13 protein-coding genes are annotated in these 16,557 nt (G+C 68.4%); 7 read left to right on the top strand and 6 right to left on the bottom strand.

Annotated features, from left to right (window positions below; translation table 11 throughout):
- Window positions 1-216 precede the first annotated feature (216 nt).
- Genes ITJ61_RS18305 through ITJ61_RS18285 form a run of 5 tightly spaced genes read right to left on the bottom strand, consistent with a single transcriptional unit; the run spans window position 217 to window position 5,823 of the window.
- Window positions 217-1,524, bottom strand: a complete 1,308-nt coding sequence (locus ITJ61_RS18305; protein ID WP_104240387.1) for a DUF58 domain-containing protein — start codon at window positions 1,522-1,524, stop codon at window positions 217-219.
- 58 nt (window positions 1,525-1,582) lie between these two features.
- Window positions 1,583-2,536, bottom strand: coding sequence for an AAA family ATPase (locus ITJ61_RS18300; RefSeq protein WP_104240388.1), 954 nt, complete (start codon window positions 2,534-2,536; stop codon window positions 1,583-1,585).
- The gene (locus tag ITJ61_RS18295) at window positions 2,526-3,824 is read right to left on the bottom strand and encodes a DUF4350 domain-containing protein (protein ID WP_194687066.1); all 1,299 of its coding nucleotides are present in this window, start codon (window positions 3,822-3,824) and stop codon (window positions 2,526-2,528) included. The genes ITJ61_RS18300 and ITJ61_RS18295 overlap by 11 nt, the downstream gene beginning before the upstream one ends.
- Entirely contained in the window at window positions 3,821-4,498 is a 678-nt protein-coding gene (locus tag ITJ61_RS18290) for a DUF4129 domain-containing protein (protein WP_194687065.1), read from the bottom strand. Before ITJ61_RS18290 ends, ITJ61_RS18295 begins: the two co-directional genes overlap by 4 nt.
- Window positions 4,498-5,823: a hypothetical protein gene (locus ITJ61_RS18285; RefSeq protein WP_194687064.1), complete on the bottom strand. Its 1,326-nt coding sequence runs from the start codon at window positions 5,821-5,823 to the stop codon at window positions 4,498-4,500. The genes ITJ61_RS18290 and ITJ61_RS18285 overlap by 1 nt, the downstream gene beginning before the upstream one ends.
- A gap of 118 nt (window positions 5,824-5,941) precedes the next feature.
- On the opposite strand from ITJ61_RS18285, the gene mtrA reads away from it, so the two are divergent.
- The 6 genes from mtrA to secA all read left to right on the top strand — a co-directional run bounded on the left by mtrA (window position 5,942) and on the right by secA (window position 15,229).
- Window positions 5,942-6,631, top strand: a complete 690-nt coding sequence (gene mtrA / locus ITJ61_RS18280) for an MtrAB system response regulator MtrA (protein WP_104240392.1) — start codon at window positions 5,942-5,944, stop codon at window positions 6,629-6,631.
- A 1-nt stretch (window position 6,632) separates the two neighbouring features.
- A complete protein-coding gene (mtrB, locus tag ITJ61_RS20170; protein WP_258063025.1) occupies window positions 6,633-8,771 on the top strand; it encodes an MtrAB system histidine kinase MtrB in 2,139 nt (712 codons plus the stop codon).
- Window positions 8,768-10,486 carry an LpqB family beta-propeller domain-containing protein gene (locus tag ITJ61_RS18270; RefSeq protein WP_194687063.1) on the top strand — a complete coding sequence of 573 codons (1,719 nt, stop codon included), beginning with the start codon at window positions 8,768-8,770 and terminating at the stop codon, window positions 10,484-10,486. The genes mtrB and ITJ61_RS18270 overlap by 4 nt, the downstream gene beginning before the upstream one ends.
- Before the next feature lie 77 nt (window positions 10,487-10,563).
- The gene (locus ITJ61_RS18265; protein WP_104240394.1) at window positions 10,564-11,352 is read left to right on the top strand and encodes a ComF family protein; all 789 of its coding nucleotides are present in this window, start codon (window positions 10,564-10,566) and stop codon (window positions 11,350-11,352) included.
- 111 nt (window positions 11,353-11,463) lie between these two features.
- The gene (hpf, locus tag ITJ61_RS18260; protein WP_104240395.1) at window positions 11,464-12,132 is read left to right on the top strand and encodes a ribosome hibernation-promoting factor, HPF/YfiA family; all 669 of its coding nucleotides are present in this window, start codon (window positions 11,464-11,466) and stop codon (window positions 12,130-12,132) included.
- 142 nt (window positions 12,133-12,274) lie between these two features.
- The gene (secA, locus tag ITJ61_RS18255; protein ID WP_104240396.1) at window positions 12,275-15,229 is read left to right on the top strand and encodes a preprotein translocase subunit SecA; all 2,955 of its coding nucleotides are present in this window, start codon (window positions 12,275-12,277) and stop codon (window positions 15,227-15,229) included.
- Between the two features lie 89 nt (window positions 15,230-15,318).
- On the opposite strand, the gene ITJ61_RS18250 is transcribed toward secA, so the two are convergent.
- Entirely contained in the window at window positions 15,319-15,786 is a 468-nt protein-coding gene (locus ITJ61_RS18250) for an Rv3235 family protein (protein WP_146081182.1), read from the bottom strand.
- Window positions 15,787-15,924: 138 nt separating this feature from the next.
- Here ITJ61_RS18250 and ITJ61_RS18245 point away from each other — a divergent pair, with 138 nt between their 5' ends.
- A complete protein-coding gene (locus ITJ61_RS18245) occupies window positions 15,925-16,521 on the top strand; it encodes a hypothetical protein (protein ID WP_146080481.1) in 597 nt (198 codons plus the stop codon).
- The last annotated feature ends 36 nt before the right edge of the window (window positions 16,522-16,557 follow it).

The raw sequence follows: 16,557 nt of genomic DNA, 5'->3' as shown, positions 1-16,557 counted from the left end.
CGCCGATGGTACTGCAGGGGGGACCCTGTGGGAGAGTAGGTCACCGCCGGACTTCTTCATAAGCCGGGGTTGGTTGTTGAGTGAGCAGAGATGCTCCTCGATGACCAACCCCGGCTTTTTTGTTGCCCGAAAACAACAGCATTGCAGGCGGAGCAGCGGATGTGCGCCAAGGCCTGCTGAGATGAGCGCCCGCAGCCCTGGCGCACGCTGAGACGCCTAGAGGCGGCCCGTGGCCTTCAGCTCGATGTAGTGGTCCGCGATCGCTGGCGGCAGCGCCGATGGCGTCCCTGTCACCGTGTCCCCGCCGAGGCGGAGAACCGTCTGACGGACGCGCTCCTGGTCCAGGAGCGCGCGCTCCGCGGCCGACGCAGCATACGTCTGCTCACGCGTCTCACGACGTACGGCGACCTCGTGAACATCCGGGTTCAGCACCGACCCCAACACGACGACGTGCTTGCTCGCCAGCTGCGGCAGCGCAGCGATGACGGGCTCGAGGGTGCCACCGGTCTCGAGTGTCGAGAGAATGACCACAAGAGAACGGTGTGTCGTCACTCCACGCACCAGCCCTGGGATGGCCCGCCAATCCGTCGCGATGAGTTCGGGCTCGACATCCGCGAGCGACTCGACCATGCGGCTCAGCAGCTCAGCCCCCGAGACGCCTTGGATGCGCGCCCGCACTCGACGATCCCAGGCGACGACATCGACGCGGTCACCCGCACGCGTCGCCAGCGCCGCGAGCAGCAGCGCCGACTCGATGGCAGTATCGAGGCGCGTCTCGTCCGCGACGCGAGCCGCCGACGTTCGCCCGGTGTCGATCACGATCACCACGCGGCGGTCACGCTCGGGCCGCCAGGTCCGTACGACCAGGTCCTGACGACGAGCGGTGGCTCGCCAATCGATCGAGCGGACGTCGTCGCCCCGCACGTACTCGCGCAGCGAATCGAACTCCGTGCCCTGCCCACGAACCATGAGGCGCGTGGCGCCGTCCAGCTCGCGGAGGCGCGCCAGACGTGAGGGGAGATGCTTCCTCGAGTTGAAGGGAGGGAGCACCCGCAGGACTCCGCGGTCAGCGAGGCTCACCTGTCGGGCCGCCAGCCCCATCGGACCCCAGCTGCGGAGCGTGACGAGCTCGGCCCGACGGTCGCCGCGGCGCGACGGAAGCAGCGGGAACTCGGCCACGCGGCGCTCGCCGACTGGCACATCCAGCTTCGGTCGGTGCTGCGTGCCACCGGCCGTCGGCTCCCAGCCGTCGCGCACCTGCAGCCGCAGCGTGCGTGAGCCGCGGTTCGTGATGGCGACGCGGCTCACGGCCGCCTCGCCGAGGCGGACCCGCGAAGGCAGGCTCCGCTCGATCTCCACCTGACGGGGTGCCCCCGCCAGGAGGACATCCGCGATGGACGTGAGGAGCACGAAGAGCAGCCAGATCGCCAACGTCACGTACGCCGATTCGGCGGTCTGCCCGAAGAGCACCACGGGTACCGCCCCGACGGCGGTCAGGAGGACAAGACGTCCACTCACGACCATGCGCTCACGCTTCCCTTCCAGCTCTCGACTTCAACGGTGATTGCGCAGCTTTCAGGGCTCAGATCGGAACCTGCACCTGCGCGAGCACGGAGCGGAGGATCGCATCGGCGCCGACGCCCTCCAGCTCGGCTTCCGGCCGGAGCTGGAGGCGGTGGCGGAGCACGGGAAGCGCCATCGCCTGCACGTGATCCGGAGTCACCGCCTGGTAGCCGCTCAGATATGCGAACGCCTTGCTGGCCGACATGAGGGCCGTCGCCCCGCGGGGAGAGACGCCCATCCGCACGGACGGAGACTGCCTGGTCGCGCGGGCGATGTCGACGATGTACGCCAGCACATCCGCTCGCACCTCGACGGCAGCCGCCTCAGCCTGCGCTCGGCGCAGCTCCTCGGCAGAGAGGGCGCTCCGTACCCCGGCAGCCCGCAGGTCACGCGGCGAGAAGCCGGCGGCATGCCGCCGGAGCACTTCGAACTCCGCGTCCCGGGACGGGAGCTCGAGGACGAGCTTCAGCAGGAAGCGGTCGAGCTGCGCCTCGGGCAACGTGTACGTGCCCTCGTACTCGATGGGGTTCATCGTCGCCGCCACGAGGAAGGGAGCCGGGAGGGCGCGGGTCACGCCGTCGGCGGACACCTGTCGCTCCTCCATCGCCTCGAGCAGGGCCGACTGCGTCTTCGGCGGCGTGCGGTTGATCTCGTCGGCGAGGAGGATGTTCGTGAAGACGGGGCCCTCGCGGAACTCGAACTCGCCAGCTGCGGAGTCGTAGACCAGCGACCCGGTGATGTCGCCCGGCATGAGGTCCGGGGTGAACTGGACCCGTTTCGTGTCGAGCGACAGGGTCTCGCTCAGCGTGCGCACGAGCAGCGTCTTGCCCACGCCGGGAACACCCTCGAGCAGTGCATGCCCTCCTGCCAGGAGGGCCACGAGGAGGCCGTCGACGGCGCGCTCCTGTCCGACGACGGCCTTGGCGACCTCGCCGCGGACTCGCTGCAGTGCTTCACGGACATCAGTGCTCATAGGTGCCTCCGTTGTTCTCGGCGGTGCTGCTTGGGTCGGTGGTCGTGGGGCGGGCCTGGCGAGGGCGGGCGTTGCTCGGATCGACGGCTGCTGCGACTTCCCGTTCGAGGGTCAGCAGCGCTTGGCTCAGATCGAGGAGCTCGGCCTCGCTGCCGGGAACGGCGTCGAGCAGCGTCCACGCGACTGCGGCTCGGTTCGCCCCGAGGGTCGCAGCGCTCGATGTGATGATGTCCTGGACGTGGCTCGCGCGGGCTAGCCCGAGCGACCTCGCGAGACGAGTCGTCGTGCCGATGCGGAGATTGTCGATGGCGCGAAGCCGGGCCCGCTGCTGCGCGTAGAGCCTGCCGCGGCCCTGCATCGTCTCGGAAGCCTCGACGACGACTGGCAGCCGCTCCTCGACGAGGGGCCCGAAGCGGCGTCCTCGCCACACCATCACTCCGAGCAGCGAGGCGAGCGCGATGAGGATGGTCGGCGTGAGCCACGGGGGTACGTAGGTGCTGAGCGACGGCTGCGCTCCGAAGACCGCCTCGGCGTCGGCGACGCCCGGCACGTACCAGACCAGCGACTCCGTCTCGCCGAGGACCGCGAGACCCATGGCCGCGTTCGCGGCGCTGAGCACTTCGCCGTTGCTGAGGTTGTCGGTCGCGCCCAGCGCGGCGAGCTCCGTTCCGGAGGCGAGCTCCGTCTCGACGTAGGCGAAGCGCCCGGACTCGGCGTAGCAGGCGCTGCCTCCAGAGGCCTCGTCACTCAGCTGGTACAGCCGCGCACCCCGCTGGGAGATGTCGGGGGCGAGATCTCCGAGCGGTGAAGCGCATTCCTCGCCGGCGGCGACCGTGTCTGCATCTTCACCGTCGGCACCGACGCCGCCCACGACGATCGCCCCGTCGAACGCCTCGAGGAGGTCCCGGCTCGGCGCGAGCAGCAGCACCCGCTCCGCGTCCAGCTCCGCGATCTGCGCGGCGAGGTCGTCGACGGCCAGGCCGTCACGGTCGTGGACGACCAGCGTCGTGTCGCCCTCAGCGTCCCGCAGCTGCGACCGTGCCTCCTCGAGGCTCGTCGCCGCGCTCGTGGACACGCCCTGGTCGCCGAGCACGGTGAAGACGGCCTTCGCTCCGTTGGGCTGTGCGGAGTCCACGCCGAGATATGGCGAGTTCGCGCTTGCTATCCCCCCGGCGAGGAGCGTGCTCGTCACGGCGATGACGACCGCGCCCGCGGCGATGAGCAGCCACGGACGCGCGCGTCTGAGCCGCTCCGGAACGGTCGGCGTCGCGGCCCGCGTGATGCTCACGAGGCCCGCCCGGAGAACGAGGCCAGCTTGACCGGTGCTGCCGAGTCGAGCGCGAGGTCGAGATCGCGCAGCTGCTGCCAGTCGGCCTCGGAGGCTCCGAGGCCGAGGTATCTGGCAGCGTCGAAGGACTTCGCGGCGACGTGCAGCGCTGGAGCGTGACCGGGGAACGAGACGCCCGTCGCCTCCGCGACCGCCGTCGCCGTCATCCCAGGACTGAGAGAGAGAACCGTGCGGTCATGCACTGCGCGAGCGAGCGCCCGGAACTGCTCTACGACGGCCGTCTCGAAGTCGCCTCGCGATGCCGCCGCCGCAGCGGAACCGCGCAGGTCGCGAGCAGAGCGCTCATCGCCGTCGAAGAGATCCGCGGGCATGCCGGTCCGTCGCCTCGCCCGTTGCGCGAGGATCGGCCGACCGATGAGCAGCGCGAGGACGCCGAGGACGACCACTCCGCCCAGGATGAGCGCGATCGGCGAGAAGCCCCCTGGCACCCCCTCGATGGGCTGGAGCAGGTCATTCACCCAGTTCCAGAAATCGTCGATCCAGAGATCGAGCCAGGTGGGGGAGGCCTGCGTGTACTCGGCCTTCGCGAGCTCACCCTGCAGAAGATCGCGCGCCGGATCCTCGTCGATCTCAAGCGGCGGCTCCACCGAGCCGACCCACGGGCCGAGCCGCATCAGCGCACGTACCCCGGAGCCCCCGTCGCGGAGACCGGCCGCTGCACCTGCACGTCGAAGTCAGCATCGGCGATGTCGGCCCCGGCCGCGGACTGCTCCGCATATCGCTGCAGGGTGACGCCGAGCGCCTCCTTGCGCATCCGCAGGTCGAAGTACAGGATCGTCGCGTTCCCGCTCGTCAGGACTAGGACGATCGCCCCGAGGAGCACCTGCAGCGCGGAGGTGATGAGCAGGATCAGCGCGAACGCGACGATCGTGCCAGCGTCAGGTTCGGACGACTCGCCACTTCCGAGGGGCAGGATGATGACCTGACCAAGGCTGACGGCCAGCTGCGCGACCGTCGAGACGGCGCCGGTGGCGACGTTCAGGATCACCTGGATGACGACGACGACCCCGAGCACTCGCCAGAAGTTGCCATGGGAGAGGTTCCAGCTGCGGCGGATGGCGGCGATGGGGCCGAGGCCCTCGAGGACGATGGCGCTCGGGGCGAACATGATCTTGATGCCGAGCCACACCATGAGCACGACCGTCGCCCCGCCGAGGAGCAGCGTGAAGATGACGCCGAGCCCGATCGAGCCGGCGATCGTCGCCTCATCTCCGCCTGACCCCGAGAGGACGGCGAACATGATGAGCGGGATGAGGAGCCAGCCGACGGCGATGAGCACCACCGCGCCGACTCCGACGAGCAGCGCGTACCCGATCAGTCGCCAGATGCCGCGCCACCCCGCGCGCCAGGCCTCCTTGAAGCCGAGCTTCTCGCCGATCGCGCCACGGGCGACGACGCGCACGAGGATGCCCTGCAGGAGCGCTGAGCCGACCCCCGCGACGGCGAGGCCGAGGATCGCGGCAAGCGATGTCAGCGTGATGGAGGAGACCAGCATCGGCGCGATGTCCTCCTGGCTTCCCCCATAGGGGATGCGCGTGAACATGAGCATTCCGACGACGACGGGAAGCAGGCTCGCGAAGAGCGTCGTTGCTCCCATGACGATGACGGCGCTCCCGAGCGTTGTCTTCGGTGAGGTGCGGAACAGGCGGAACGTCGCGGCGAGCGCGTCGCCGAAGGCGAGCGGACGGAGGGGGAAGAGGCCGGGCGTCGGGGCCGGCATCCACTGACCGCCCGGCTGGCCCTGGCCCGGTTCCTGCGGAGGTCCGTACTGCCAGCTCGCCGGGCCGGGTGCGCCGTACTGATCGGGCTGCTGTCCCTGCCATTGCCCCTGGCCCTTCCAGTGACCGGCCTGCGGGAAGGCGCTCGGCGTCGGCGCTCCGGGCTGCGGCGGATACGCGTGGTTGGGCTCGGGTGCGTGCTCGTATGGGCCATGCGTCACGTGTCCATCGTGGCACACCCCGCGCCGCGCACTCTGGGTTGAGCCTCTGAGGGGACTATGCCCGCTACGCTGAGGGAAGCGCCCGGTCTCGGGCAGGTTCTGGAACAGGGAGGGTTCTGTGGGCGAACGCATCCTCGTGGTCGATGACGACCTCGCGCTGTCGGAGATGATCGGCATCGTTCTCAGGGCCGAAGGCTACGAACCCGAGTTCTGCGGCGACGGCGCGGCTGCCCTCGGCGAGTTCCGTCGGGTCAAGCCGGAACTCGTCCTGCTCGATGTCATGCTTCCCGGCCTGGACGGCATCCAGATCTGCCACCTGCTTCGCGCGGAATCCGGCACGCCCATCATCATGCTGACCGCGAAGTCGGACACGACCGACGTGGTCCGCGGGCTCGAAGCCGGTGCCGATGACTACATCGTCAAGCCCTTCAACCCCAAGGAGCTCGTCGCTCGCATCAAGACCCGGCTGCGCGCGAGCCAGCCGGAGGTGCAGAGCATCATCCGCGTCGGCGACCTCACGTTGAACGTCAACGCGCACGAGGTCCTGCGCGGCGAGGAGCAGATCAACCTGACTCCGCTCGAGTTCGATCTGCTGCTCACGCTCGCCGCGAAGCCGCAGAAGGTCTTCACACGCGAGGAGCTGCTCGAGCAGGTCTGGGGCTACCAGTACAAGGCCGACACGCGTCTCGTCAACGTGCATGTGCAGCGCCTGCGCGCGAAGGTGGAGCACGACCCGGACCACCCGAAGATCGTGGCGACGGTTCGCGGCGTGGGGTACCGCGCTGGGAACACGACCGCGTTCTCCTGACGTGAGCGCAGTAGCCCGGCGGACGACCTCCACCCCTTCTTCTCGGACGCCCGACGTCGACACGGAGGGCATCCGCGTCCCGTACCGGTGGCGCTCCGCGCACGGGGTCTGGCGGAACCTCGTCTTCCTCTGGCGGACGTCGCTTCCCTTCCGGACGATCGCGCTCTCGGTCGCGTTGACGACGGCGACGGTGCTGTCCGTCGGCTTCGTCATGTCCAACTCCATCGCGAGCGACCTGTTCAACTCGAGGCTCAGGCCCCTCGTCTCGGAGACCGAGCGTGCCGTGACCGCGGCTCAGACGGTCTTCGCCTCAGGCGAGGAGACCGACAGCGCGGCCCTCGAGACCCTGCAGACGCTTGCGGTTGACGCGGCGCAGGACTCGGCGGCCAACAGCTACGGCGTCATCTTCATGCAGGGGGCGTCGGACGGCGAGGAGCAATCCAACGAGCTGCGGGCGCTGGCGAAGGGGCCAGTCTCGGCCGATCTGGTCTCGCCGGAGCTGAAGGAAGCGGTGAGGTCGGGCGCGGAGACCGCGGCGACCGGAACGACCTCGGCGTCGCCGCAGACGTACTACCAGTCGATCGCGCTCGTCGACGAGTTCGGCAACGAGGTGCCCGGCATCGTCATCGGCTCGACCGTCACCGTGCAGAGCCTCGGCCAGTACGAGATGTACTTCGTGTACTCGATGGAGGAGACGCAGCAGACGCTCGACTTCGTGCAGCGCACCCTCGTGGTCGCCATGATCGTCCTGGTGCTCCTGGTCGCCGTCATCACGGGGTTCGTCATGCGGGCTGTGATCCAGCCGATTCGGGAGGCCGCGAAGACGAGCAGGCGCCTCGCGGCGGGGCACCTGGAGCAGCGCGTGCCGGAGTCGGGAGAGGACGACATCGCGACGCTCGCGAGGTCGTTCAACGAGATGGCGGACAGCCTGCAGGACCAGATCGAGCGCCTCGCGAACCTGTCCCAGGTGCAGCAGCGCTTCGTCTCAGATGTCTCGCACGAGCTGCGCACGCCGCTCACGACCATCCGTCTCGCCGGTGGGATGCTCTTCGACCGTCGCGACGACTTCGACACCGTCACGGCGCGGTCGGTCGAGCTCCTCCACGACCAGATCGAACGGTTCGAGATCCTGCTCGCCGACCTCCTGGAGATCTCCAGGTACGACGCCGGAGCGGTCGAGATCCTGCGGGAATCGAACAGCCTCGCGACCGTCGCCGACGACGTCATCGGCGCCATGACCCCGGTCGCGCTCGATCACGGCACGCGCCTCGTGCTCAAGGCGCCAGGTGGCTACGGGGAGTCCGAGTTCGATGCCCGCCGCATCAACCGCGTCGTCAGGAACCTCCTCGGCAACGCCATCGAGCACGGGGAGGCGAAGCCGATCGTCGTGTCGGTCGACTCCAACGAGTCTGCCGTCGCGCTGTCCGTGCGCGATTACGGCATCGGCATGACCGAGGCCGAGCGCACCAGGGTCTTCGACCGCTTCTGGCGCGCCGACCCGTCGCGCAAGCGCACGATGGGCGGGTCCGGTCTCGGTCTCGCGATCTCGCTCGAGGACGTTCGCCTGCACGAGGGGCGCCTGGAGGTCTGGTCGGAATCGGGCAAGGGGACGAACTTCCGGCTCACCCTGCCGAGATTCGTCGGCGGCAAGATCATGGGCTCACCGCTTCCGCTCGAGCCCGGAGATGCAGGTGCCGCCACCGTCACGATCGACGAGGAGGATGTGTCCTCCGAGGCGTTCACCGACGAAGACGTCGACACTCAGCCGATCGAGCTGCCTGACCTCGTCGGCATGCGCTCCTCCAACGCCGAACCGCTCGTCTCCTCGGCACCCACGAACTCGATGGATGTCATCGAGGCGACGTCCCTCGACGAGCCGGCGCAGACCCCAGCACCCTGGGACGATGCGGAAGCTGTTGTGGTGACCAGCTCGGCTCCCGAGTCCGTGCCTTCGCTTCCCAGCATCGACGACCACGATGGCGACGAACACGATCACGATCACGACGGCGATGCCGACATGCGCCGCGAGGACGACCAAGGCGACGAGGGCACGCGCGGCGAGGATGCGCGCGAGGACACAGAGGACGAGGACCCGCCCGTCGGGGAATCAGCAGAGCAGGGGCAGGAGGAGCGGACATGAGACGAGCTGCGAACCGACGGCGCGCGACGCGGGGAGCCGCGGCAGGAATCCTGGTCATCGCGATGCTCGTGCTCGTCGGATGCGCCCGCATCCCGACCTCCGGCCAGGTCCTCGCGGGCGAGTCCGAGCAGCAGGAGAGCGACCAGTCGTACAGCTTCTTCCCCGATCCGCCGCGAGACGGCATGAGCCGCGAGGAGGTGATCGAGGGGTTCCTCGATGCAGGAACGGGAACACAGAACGACTACGAGGTCGCTCGGCAGTACCTCGACGAATCGTTCCGGCAGGAGTGGGACCCGAACGCGCGCATCATCGTCACCGCCTCCGTCCCCGATGTGGTCGACGACGGGTCCGATCGGGTCGAAGCGAGCTACAAGTCCTCGGCCAGCGTCGATGCCGAGGGCATCTACAGCGAGCTCAAGAGCGGGACGACCGAGCGCCTCGACTTCACGCTCGCCCAGAACGCGGACGGCGAGTGGAGGATCACGGAGGCGCCTCCCGGCATCGTGCTGCTGAACCAGAACTTCCGCAGTCTCTTCAAGAGCTACACCCTCTACTTCTACGACGACACGCTCTCGCGGCTCGTCCCGGACGTCCGGTGGTTCGACGCGCAGCAGACCGCGATGACGCGCATCGCGCGCGCCCTGGTCAACGGGCCGGCGCCCTGGCTCGCCGAGGGCAACGTCGTCAGCGCCATCCCCTCCGACGTGACGCTGCTCGGCGCCGTGACCGTCGAGGGAGACGTCGCCGATGTCGACTTCTCGTCGGTTCTCTCCTCGGCCTCTCCCGAACGATATTCGCGGATGCTCCTGCAGCTCACCGAGAGCTTCGCCGACTTCGAGTCGATCACGAGCGTCACCATGTCCATCACAGGCGTCCCGATCGACCAGGATCTCCCTCCCGAGGATGCCGTCGTCGTCAACCGACAGGTGACCAGCACCCCCCTCGTCTACAAGGGTGGCGAGCTCGGATTCCTGAGCGGCGTCAACGTGACGGCGTCGCCGGAGACCGCGGCCCTGCAGGGGGCGATCGCCTCCCTCACCCCGCAGAAGGGCGCCTACTCGAGCGCCGGCGATGTCGCCTCGTTCGTGACGCCCAACGGCGTCTACACGACCCCGATCGCCGTCCCCGACCCGCTGCTCGTCGATGCCAGGCCGGGTCCCCTCGCGATGAGCCTCGACAGCTGGGGGTACACCTGGACGGGCAGCACGGATGGTTCCGGGCTCCGTGCCACGGATGTCGACGACCGTCAGCACAGCTGGCTGGAACCCGCGGAGAACGTCGGCGCGACCGGGTATCGGTCCATCGCCGTGTCTCGAGACGGTGCCAGGCTCGCGGTGCTCGAGAACAGCTCCGTCGGAGTCAAGGTCGCCGTCATGGCGATCGAACGCGAGCCCAGCACCAACCGGCCGATCGCGCTCGGCAACCCGCTCATCCTCGAGCCGGGCGGCGCCTCGCCGATCGACCTCGCCTGGGTCGATGAGACCTCGCTCGCGGTGCTCGCGACGGGGAGCGAGGGCACGGCCGAGGTGCGCACGCAGACGGTCGGCGGCACGGTCAGCGTCAACGGCGCCGTGCTCGAAGGGCAGCAGATCACGGGGAGCAACACGCCCGCCGGTCTTCGAGTGCTCGACAAGGACCGCCATATCTACGTGCCGAAGGGCAACAGGTGGCAGCAGTCGGAGGCTGTCGTGGACTTCATCCTGACCCAGGTGTGATCAAGGGCCGGTCTCGGTTCTCCACAGCTCCGGGATCGAGGCAGCGTCTCGCCCTCGCTTGTCGTCATGCTTGGACGATGCCCCTGCCCGCCGGCGTCACAGCGCTGCTCCACGACCGGGTGGAGCGACTGCGCGCAGCTTCACTCGACGCACTGGCGGTTCTCCTCCCCGTCGCCTGCGCCGCCTGCGGCCGGCTCGGTCGCGCGCTCTGCCGGGGCTGCGCTGAGCAGCTTGCCCGGCTCGCTGCGGTGCGGGCGTGCGGCGTGAGGATCATCGCCGCTGATGGAGGCCGGATCCCCGTCATCGCCGCCTGCGCCTACGAGGGCTCCGTGAAGGTGCTCCTCGCCTCGCTCAAGGAACGGGGAAGAGCGGATGCGGCGCGCCCGCTCGGGGTGCTCCTGCGGTCGGCGGTCTCGGGGTTTGCCGCCGCTGCCAGAAGCGGTCGGGAGGCGGCACCGCACTCCGGGCCCGTCTCCGCGACCTGGGTGCCGGTGCTCATCCCGTCGTCGGCGAGCTCGATCCGTGCTCGTGGCTACGTGCACCTCGCTCTGCTCTGGGAGCAGGCGCTGCCAGGGACGAGGAGTGTGCGGGCGCTCCGACTCGTCCGGCGCGTGCAGGACCAAGCTGGGCTCACGGCCCCCGCTCGGGCCGAGAACCTGCGGCGCGCCTTCGCCGCCGACCCGGGACTGGCAGGCGCGCGGGTGGTGCTCGTCGACGATGTCGTCACGAGTGGCGCGACGATGCGTGAAGCGGTCCGTGCCTTGGAGAGCGTCGGCGCGGTCGTGGTCGGATGCGTCGTCGTCGCCGAGACAGTCGGCAGATCTGCGAGGGCAGCGCGCCCGGAAGTCGACACGCGCGGAGGGTAGGGCATGTCTGCGAAATCGCAGACAACACCGGGTGAATAGGGGTCTACGATTGCGGCACAGCATCACGAGGCAGTGACACCTCGGCCTCGTGCAGAACGACAGGAGAGTGACATGGAAATCACGATCACCGGTCGCAACACCGAGATCCCGGACCGCTTCCGCGAGTACGCCACCGAGAAGGCGCTTGCGAAGGTCTCGCTTCTCGATGGCAAGACGCAGGCAGCGGAAATCAAGCTGACCAAGCGAACCGACAGAGCTGGAAACCTGCTCGACAAGGGCAAAGTCGAGATCACGCTCTTCGGACCCGGCCCGGTCGTACGCGCCGAGGCCGAGGCCGGTGACAAGTACGCGGCCTTCGATCTGGCCCTGGACAAGCTCGTCGAGCGACTTCGCCGCAACAAGGACCGCAAGAAGATCCACCGCGGCCAGCACACGCCACTCCGTCTCCAGGAGGCGGCCGCCGACAACTTCGCGCAGATCGACGTCACTCCCGCCAACACCGACACGATCCGCCTCGTCGAATCCGGCGCCACCGCGTCGGAGATCGAGGCGGAGGAGGAGAGCCTCGAGGAGCTCTACTCGCCCGTGGTGATCCGGGAGAAGACCTTCGCCCCCAAGCGCCTCAGCAACGACGAAGCCGTCGACCACATGGAGCTCCTCGGGCACGACTTCTTCCTCTTCATCGAGAGTGAGTCCCTCCGTCCGAGCGTCGTGTACCGACGCCGCGGCTGGGACTACGGAGTCATCGCGCTCGACGAGAACTCGGTTCCCGTCTCCTAGTTCCGTTCTCGCCCACCTCGCCCCGGTCGATGCATCCAGCATCGGACGGGGCGAGGTGCGTAGAATCAACCGATGTGCACAGCACGGGCTGTGCTTCGCCGCGCGTTCTCGCGCCACTTGTGTCAACCAGTAGGAGCAGACCTTGGCCTCAGTTCTCGAGAAGATCCTCCGCATGGGCGAAGGGCGCACCCTTCGCAAGCTGGAGAGCGTAGCCAAGCAGGTCGGTCGCCTCGAGGACGCCTTCAAGGAGTACAGCGACGACGAGCTCCGTGACATCACGGTCTCGTTCCGTGAGCGTCACGAGGCTGGGGAGTCGCTCGACGCTCTCCTCCCAGAGGCCTTCGGTGCCGTCCGCGAGGCCGCAGGACGTGTGCTCGGTCTCCGGCACTACGACGTGCAGCTCATGGGTGGGGCGGCGCTCCACCTCGGCAACATCGCCGAGATGAAGACCGGTGAGGGCAAGACCCTCGTCGCGACCCTGCCCGCGTACCTCAACGCCATCGCCGGCAAGGGCGTGCACGTGGTCACGGTCAACGACTTCCTCGCGACCTACCAGTCCGACCTCATGGGCCGCGTCTTCCGCGCCCTCGGCATGACAACCGGATGCATCGTCGCGGGGCAGTCCCCGGCCGAGCGCCGTGAGCAGTACGCCGCCGATGTCACCTACGGCACGAACAACGAGTTCGGCTTCGACTACCTCCGCGACAACATGGCCTGGCGATCAGAGGACATGGTGCAGCGTGACCACTTCTTCGCGATCGTCGACGAGGTCGACTCCATCCTGATCGACGAGGCCCGAACGCCTCTCATCATCTCCGGGCCAGCGCAGGGGGATGCGAACCGGTGGTACTCGGAGTTCGCCTCGATCGTGCGCAAGCTCAAGGAGGGCCGCGACTACGAGGTCGACGAGAAGAAGCGGACCATCGGCGTGCTCGAGCCGGGTATCGACCGAGTGGAAGACGCCCTCGGCATCGACAACCTCTACGAGTCGGCCAACACCCCGCTCATCTCCTTCCTGAACAACGCCATCAAGGCGAAGGCGCTCTTCAAGCGCGACAAGGAATACGTCGTGCAGAACGGCGAAGTCAACATCGTCGACGAGCACACCGGCCGCATCCTCAAGGGCCGACGCTACAACGAGGGTCTCCACCAGGCCATCGAGGCGAAGGAAGGGGTGCAGATCAAGGCCGAGAACCAGACGATGGCGACGGTCACGCTGCAGAACTACTTCCTCATGTACGACAAGCTCGCGGGCATGACCGGTACGGCCGAGACCGAGGCCGCGGAGTTCATGAGCACCTACAAGCTCGGCGTCGTGCCCATCCGCACGAACCGCCCCATGCAGCGCAAGGACAACCCCGACCTCGTCTACAAGAACGAGAAGGTCAAGTTCGACCAGGTCGTCGAGGACATCGTCGAGCGCCACGAGACCGGCCAGCCGGTCCTGGTCGGCACGACGAGCGTCGAGAAGAGCGAGTACCTCTCGAAGCTCCTCGCGAAGCGCGGCATCAAGCACGAAGTGCTCAACGCGAAGAACCACGCACGCGAGGCGGCGATCGTCGCCCAGGCTGGGCGTCGAGGCGCCGTCACGGTCGCGACGAACATGGCCGGCCGCGGTACCGACATCATGCTCGGCGGAAACGCCGAGTTCCTCGCCGTCGCCGAGATGACGGCGCTCGGTCTCGACCCGCAGGAGAACGCGGACGAGTACGACGAGAAGTGGCTCGAGGTCTTCGGCTCCATGAAGGAGCAGGTGAAGAGCGAGGCGGACGAGGTGGCTGAGGCAGGGGGCCTCTACGTCCTCGGCACCGAGCGCCACGAGTCCCGCCGAATCGACAACCAGCTCCGCGGCCGCTCCGGCCGTCAGGGTGACCCCGGCGAGAGCCGCTTCTACCTGTCGATGACCGACGACCTCATGCGTCTCTTCAACACGGGAGCGACGCGCGCGATCATGGCAGGCGACGGAACACCCGACGACCTCGCCCTCGAGTCCCGCATCGTGTCGAGGGCCATCCGGTCGGCGCAGTCCCAGGTCGAGTCCCGCAACGCCGAGATCCGCAAGAACGTGCTCAAGTACGACAACGTGCTCAACGAGCAGCGCACCGCGATCTACAGCGATCGCCGCCGCATCCTCGAGGGCGACGACATCGCCGACAAGGTGCAGAACTTCCTCACCGACGCCATCGACGACATCATCCAGGAGCACACGGGAGATGGCACGGGCGACGACTGGGAGTTCGACGCCCTGTGGACCGACCTCAAGCAGCTCTACCCGGTCGGCATCACCGAGGACGAGCTCTTCGAGGAGGCTGGCGGGCGCAGCAAGCTCACGAGGAAGATGCTCGAGGAGGAGGTGCTCTCCGATGCACGTCTCGCGTACGAGCGTCGTGAGGAGTCGATCGGCGAGGAAGCGACCCGCGAGCTCGAGCGACGCGTCGTGCTGAGTGTCATCGACCGCAAGTGGCGCGACCACCTGTACGAGATGGACAACCTGAAGGACGGCATCGGTCTGCGTGCGATGGCCCAGCGCGACCCGCTCGTGGAGTACACGCGTGAGGGCTTCGCGATGTTCCAGCAGATGCTCGGCAGCATCCGTGAGGAGTCCGTCGGGTTCCTCTACAACCTCGAGGTCACCGTCAAGAAGGACGAGACCCCGTCTGCGAGTGAGACCCCGGACGTGCAGATCGTCGCGAAGGGGCTGGACGAGAAGGCCCAGACCGCGTTGAGCTACTCTGCCGCGACCGACCAGGGTGAGGTCGAGGTGCGCAACGAGCGTGGCCAGCTCAACCAGCGGGCGACGGCGGACGCGAAGCGTCGCGAGCGCGACCTCGGCACTTCGTCGGCGCTCGACCAGGCTCGTGAGGAAGCCGGCGAGGAGCCCGCGGCACCGGTCGCGAAGGCCCCGCAGGGCACGCGACCCCGCCAGCCTGTCTCTCGCTCGGGGAACCCCGCCAAGCGTCAGGCTGCGGAGCAGGGCGAGCAGGCGGAGGCGGAGTCCTCAGGGCCGGCTGCAGGCAGCTCGTTCGGCAAGGGCGCGACGTCCAAGCCGGGTGGACAGCCAGCGGGCAACCGGGCTCAGCGCCGCAGGAAGAAGTAACGACGGCTGCTCGGAGTCGAGCACCCTGACCAGCGGGCGTCCCACAGTGTGGGGCGCCCGCTGCGTCGTCCGAGGCGCCGCAACCGCGATCAGAGCACGTGTATCGCGGACGCCCGCCAGCGACGGTCGAGCCCTTCCAGCCGCACGGTGACCGCGCGAACGCGCGCCCCGAAATCGAGGATGACAACCGCGTCGACGATGTTCTCGCTTGTGGTCTGCACTCGCAGGCTGAGCTCCACGAAGTGCGGGCGTCGCGTCGGTCGCCGTCGTGCCTGCCGCGCTCTGTTCGCGTGCTGCGTGCGGATGAGGAGATGGCGGAAGACGTCGTCGGTGACCCACCGTGAGAGCTGCTCGATGTCTCGGACGCCCGCGATCACCTCGACGACGCTCCTCGCGAGGTTCGAGATGAGCGGGCTCGGTTCCGGCAGGTCGCTCGCGGCCGTGCGCTCGCGGACGAACAGCGGATCGGCATCGATGAGCACCCCCGCCCCGGACGTGGCGGATGGATGAGCTGCATCGACGGCGCGTAGCGCCCCGATGCTGCGCGCTGGCAACATGCGGCCCCCGAATGTTCTGCGGCGATTCCCCCCGAACCGCCTGGCGTCATGAAACCACGCGTCCGGCTCGGCTCGCGAGGTTCGAACTGCCCTGTGGATAACCCTCGCCGCTGCTGCGCCTGCCCCTACGCTGGCCGCGTGCGCTGGGACGACATGTTCGACGACCTCGCAGGTCAGCTTCAGGGCGGGATCGACGACGAGGCCGCCAGGCGCGCCATCGACGACGAACGGCTGCGGGTCGGTCGGCTCTCGCTGCGTGAACGGCTCGTCGCGCTCGCGGAGAGCGGTGACGAGCCCGTGTCGCTGCAGATGTCCGACGGCTCGATCGTGGCGGTGCGCCCACGGGCCTTCGGCAGCGACTGGCTCTCGGCCGAGCTCGTCGCGGAATCGGGGCGAGTTCGCGTCTGCATCGTGCCGACTGCCGGCATCGCGTCGTTGGTGCTCACGGAGGCGCAGCTGCTCGCGAGCCTCCGCGAGTCAACGGGGAACAGGCCGGGCGATCTCTCCGGCAGGCTGGGGCTGGCGTTCGCACTCCGAGACCTTGGTCGGCGCCGAGCGCAGTGCGAGTTCGTCGTGACCACCGGGTCGATCGTCGGCACCATCGACCGCGTCGCCCGAGACCACGTCGACGTCGCGGTGCACGAGCGAGGGGTCGCGCGTCGCTCGAAAGATGTCGTCGCCTACCGGATCATCCCGCTCGACGATCTGCGTCTCGTGATCCTCGCCGGCGACTGAGCCGCGGACCGGCCGAGGATCGCGGCCTCGCACGCC

Origin of the sequence: Pseudoclavibacter sp. VKM Ac-2888 (assembly GCF_015351285.1) — a bacterium.
GTDB lineage: Bacteria > Actinomycetota > Actinomycetes > Actinomycetales > Microbacteriaceae > Pseudoclavibacter.
The sequence above is the reverse complement of the archived record's forward strand: the minus strand, read 5'-3'. Positions and strand labels throughout refer to the sequence as shown.

Coding starts and splice junctions, on each gene's coding strand:
- ITJ61_RS18305 (WP_104240387.1), bottom strand. CDS start 1,524: ATGGTCGTGAGTGGACGTCTTGTCCTCCTGACCGCCGTCGGGGCGGTA.
- ITJ61_RS18300 (WP_104240388.1), bottom strand. CDS start 2,536: ATGAGCACTGATGTCCGTGAAGCACTGCAGCGAGTCCGCGGCGAGGTC.
- ITJ61_RS18290 (WP_194687065.1), bottom strand. CDS start 4,498: ATGCGGCTCGGCCCGTGGGTCGGCTCGGTGGAGCCGCCGCTTGAGATC.
- ITJ61_RS18270 (WP_194687063.1), top strand. CDS start 8,768: ATGAGACGAGCTGCGAACCGACGGCGCGCGACGCGGGGAGCCGCGGCA.
- ITJ61_RS18265 (WP_104240394.1), top strand. CDS start 10,564: ATGCCCCTGCCCGCCGGCGTCACAGCGCTGCTCCACGACCGGGTGGAG.
- hpf (WP_104240395.1), top strand. CDS start 11,464: ATGGAAATCACGATCACCGGTCGCAACACCGAGATCCCGGACCGCTTC.
- ITJ61_RS18250 (WP_146081182.1), bottom strand. CDS start 15,786: ATGTTGCCAGCGCGCAGCATCGGGGCGCTACGCGCCGTCGATGCAGCT.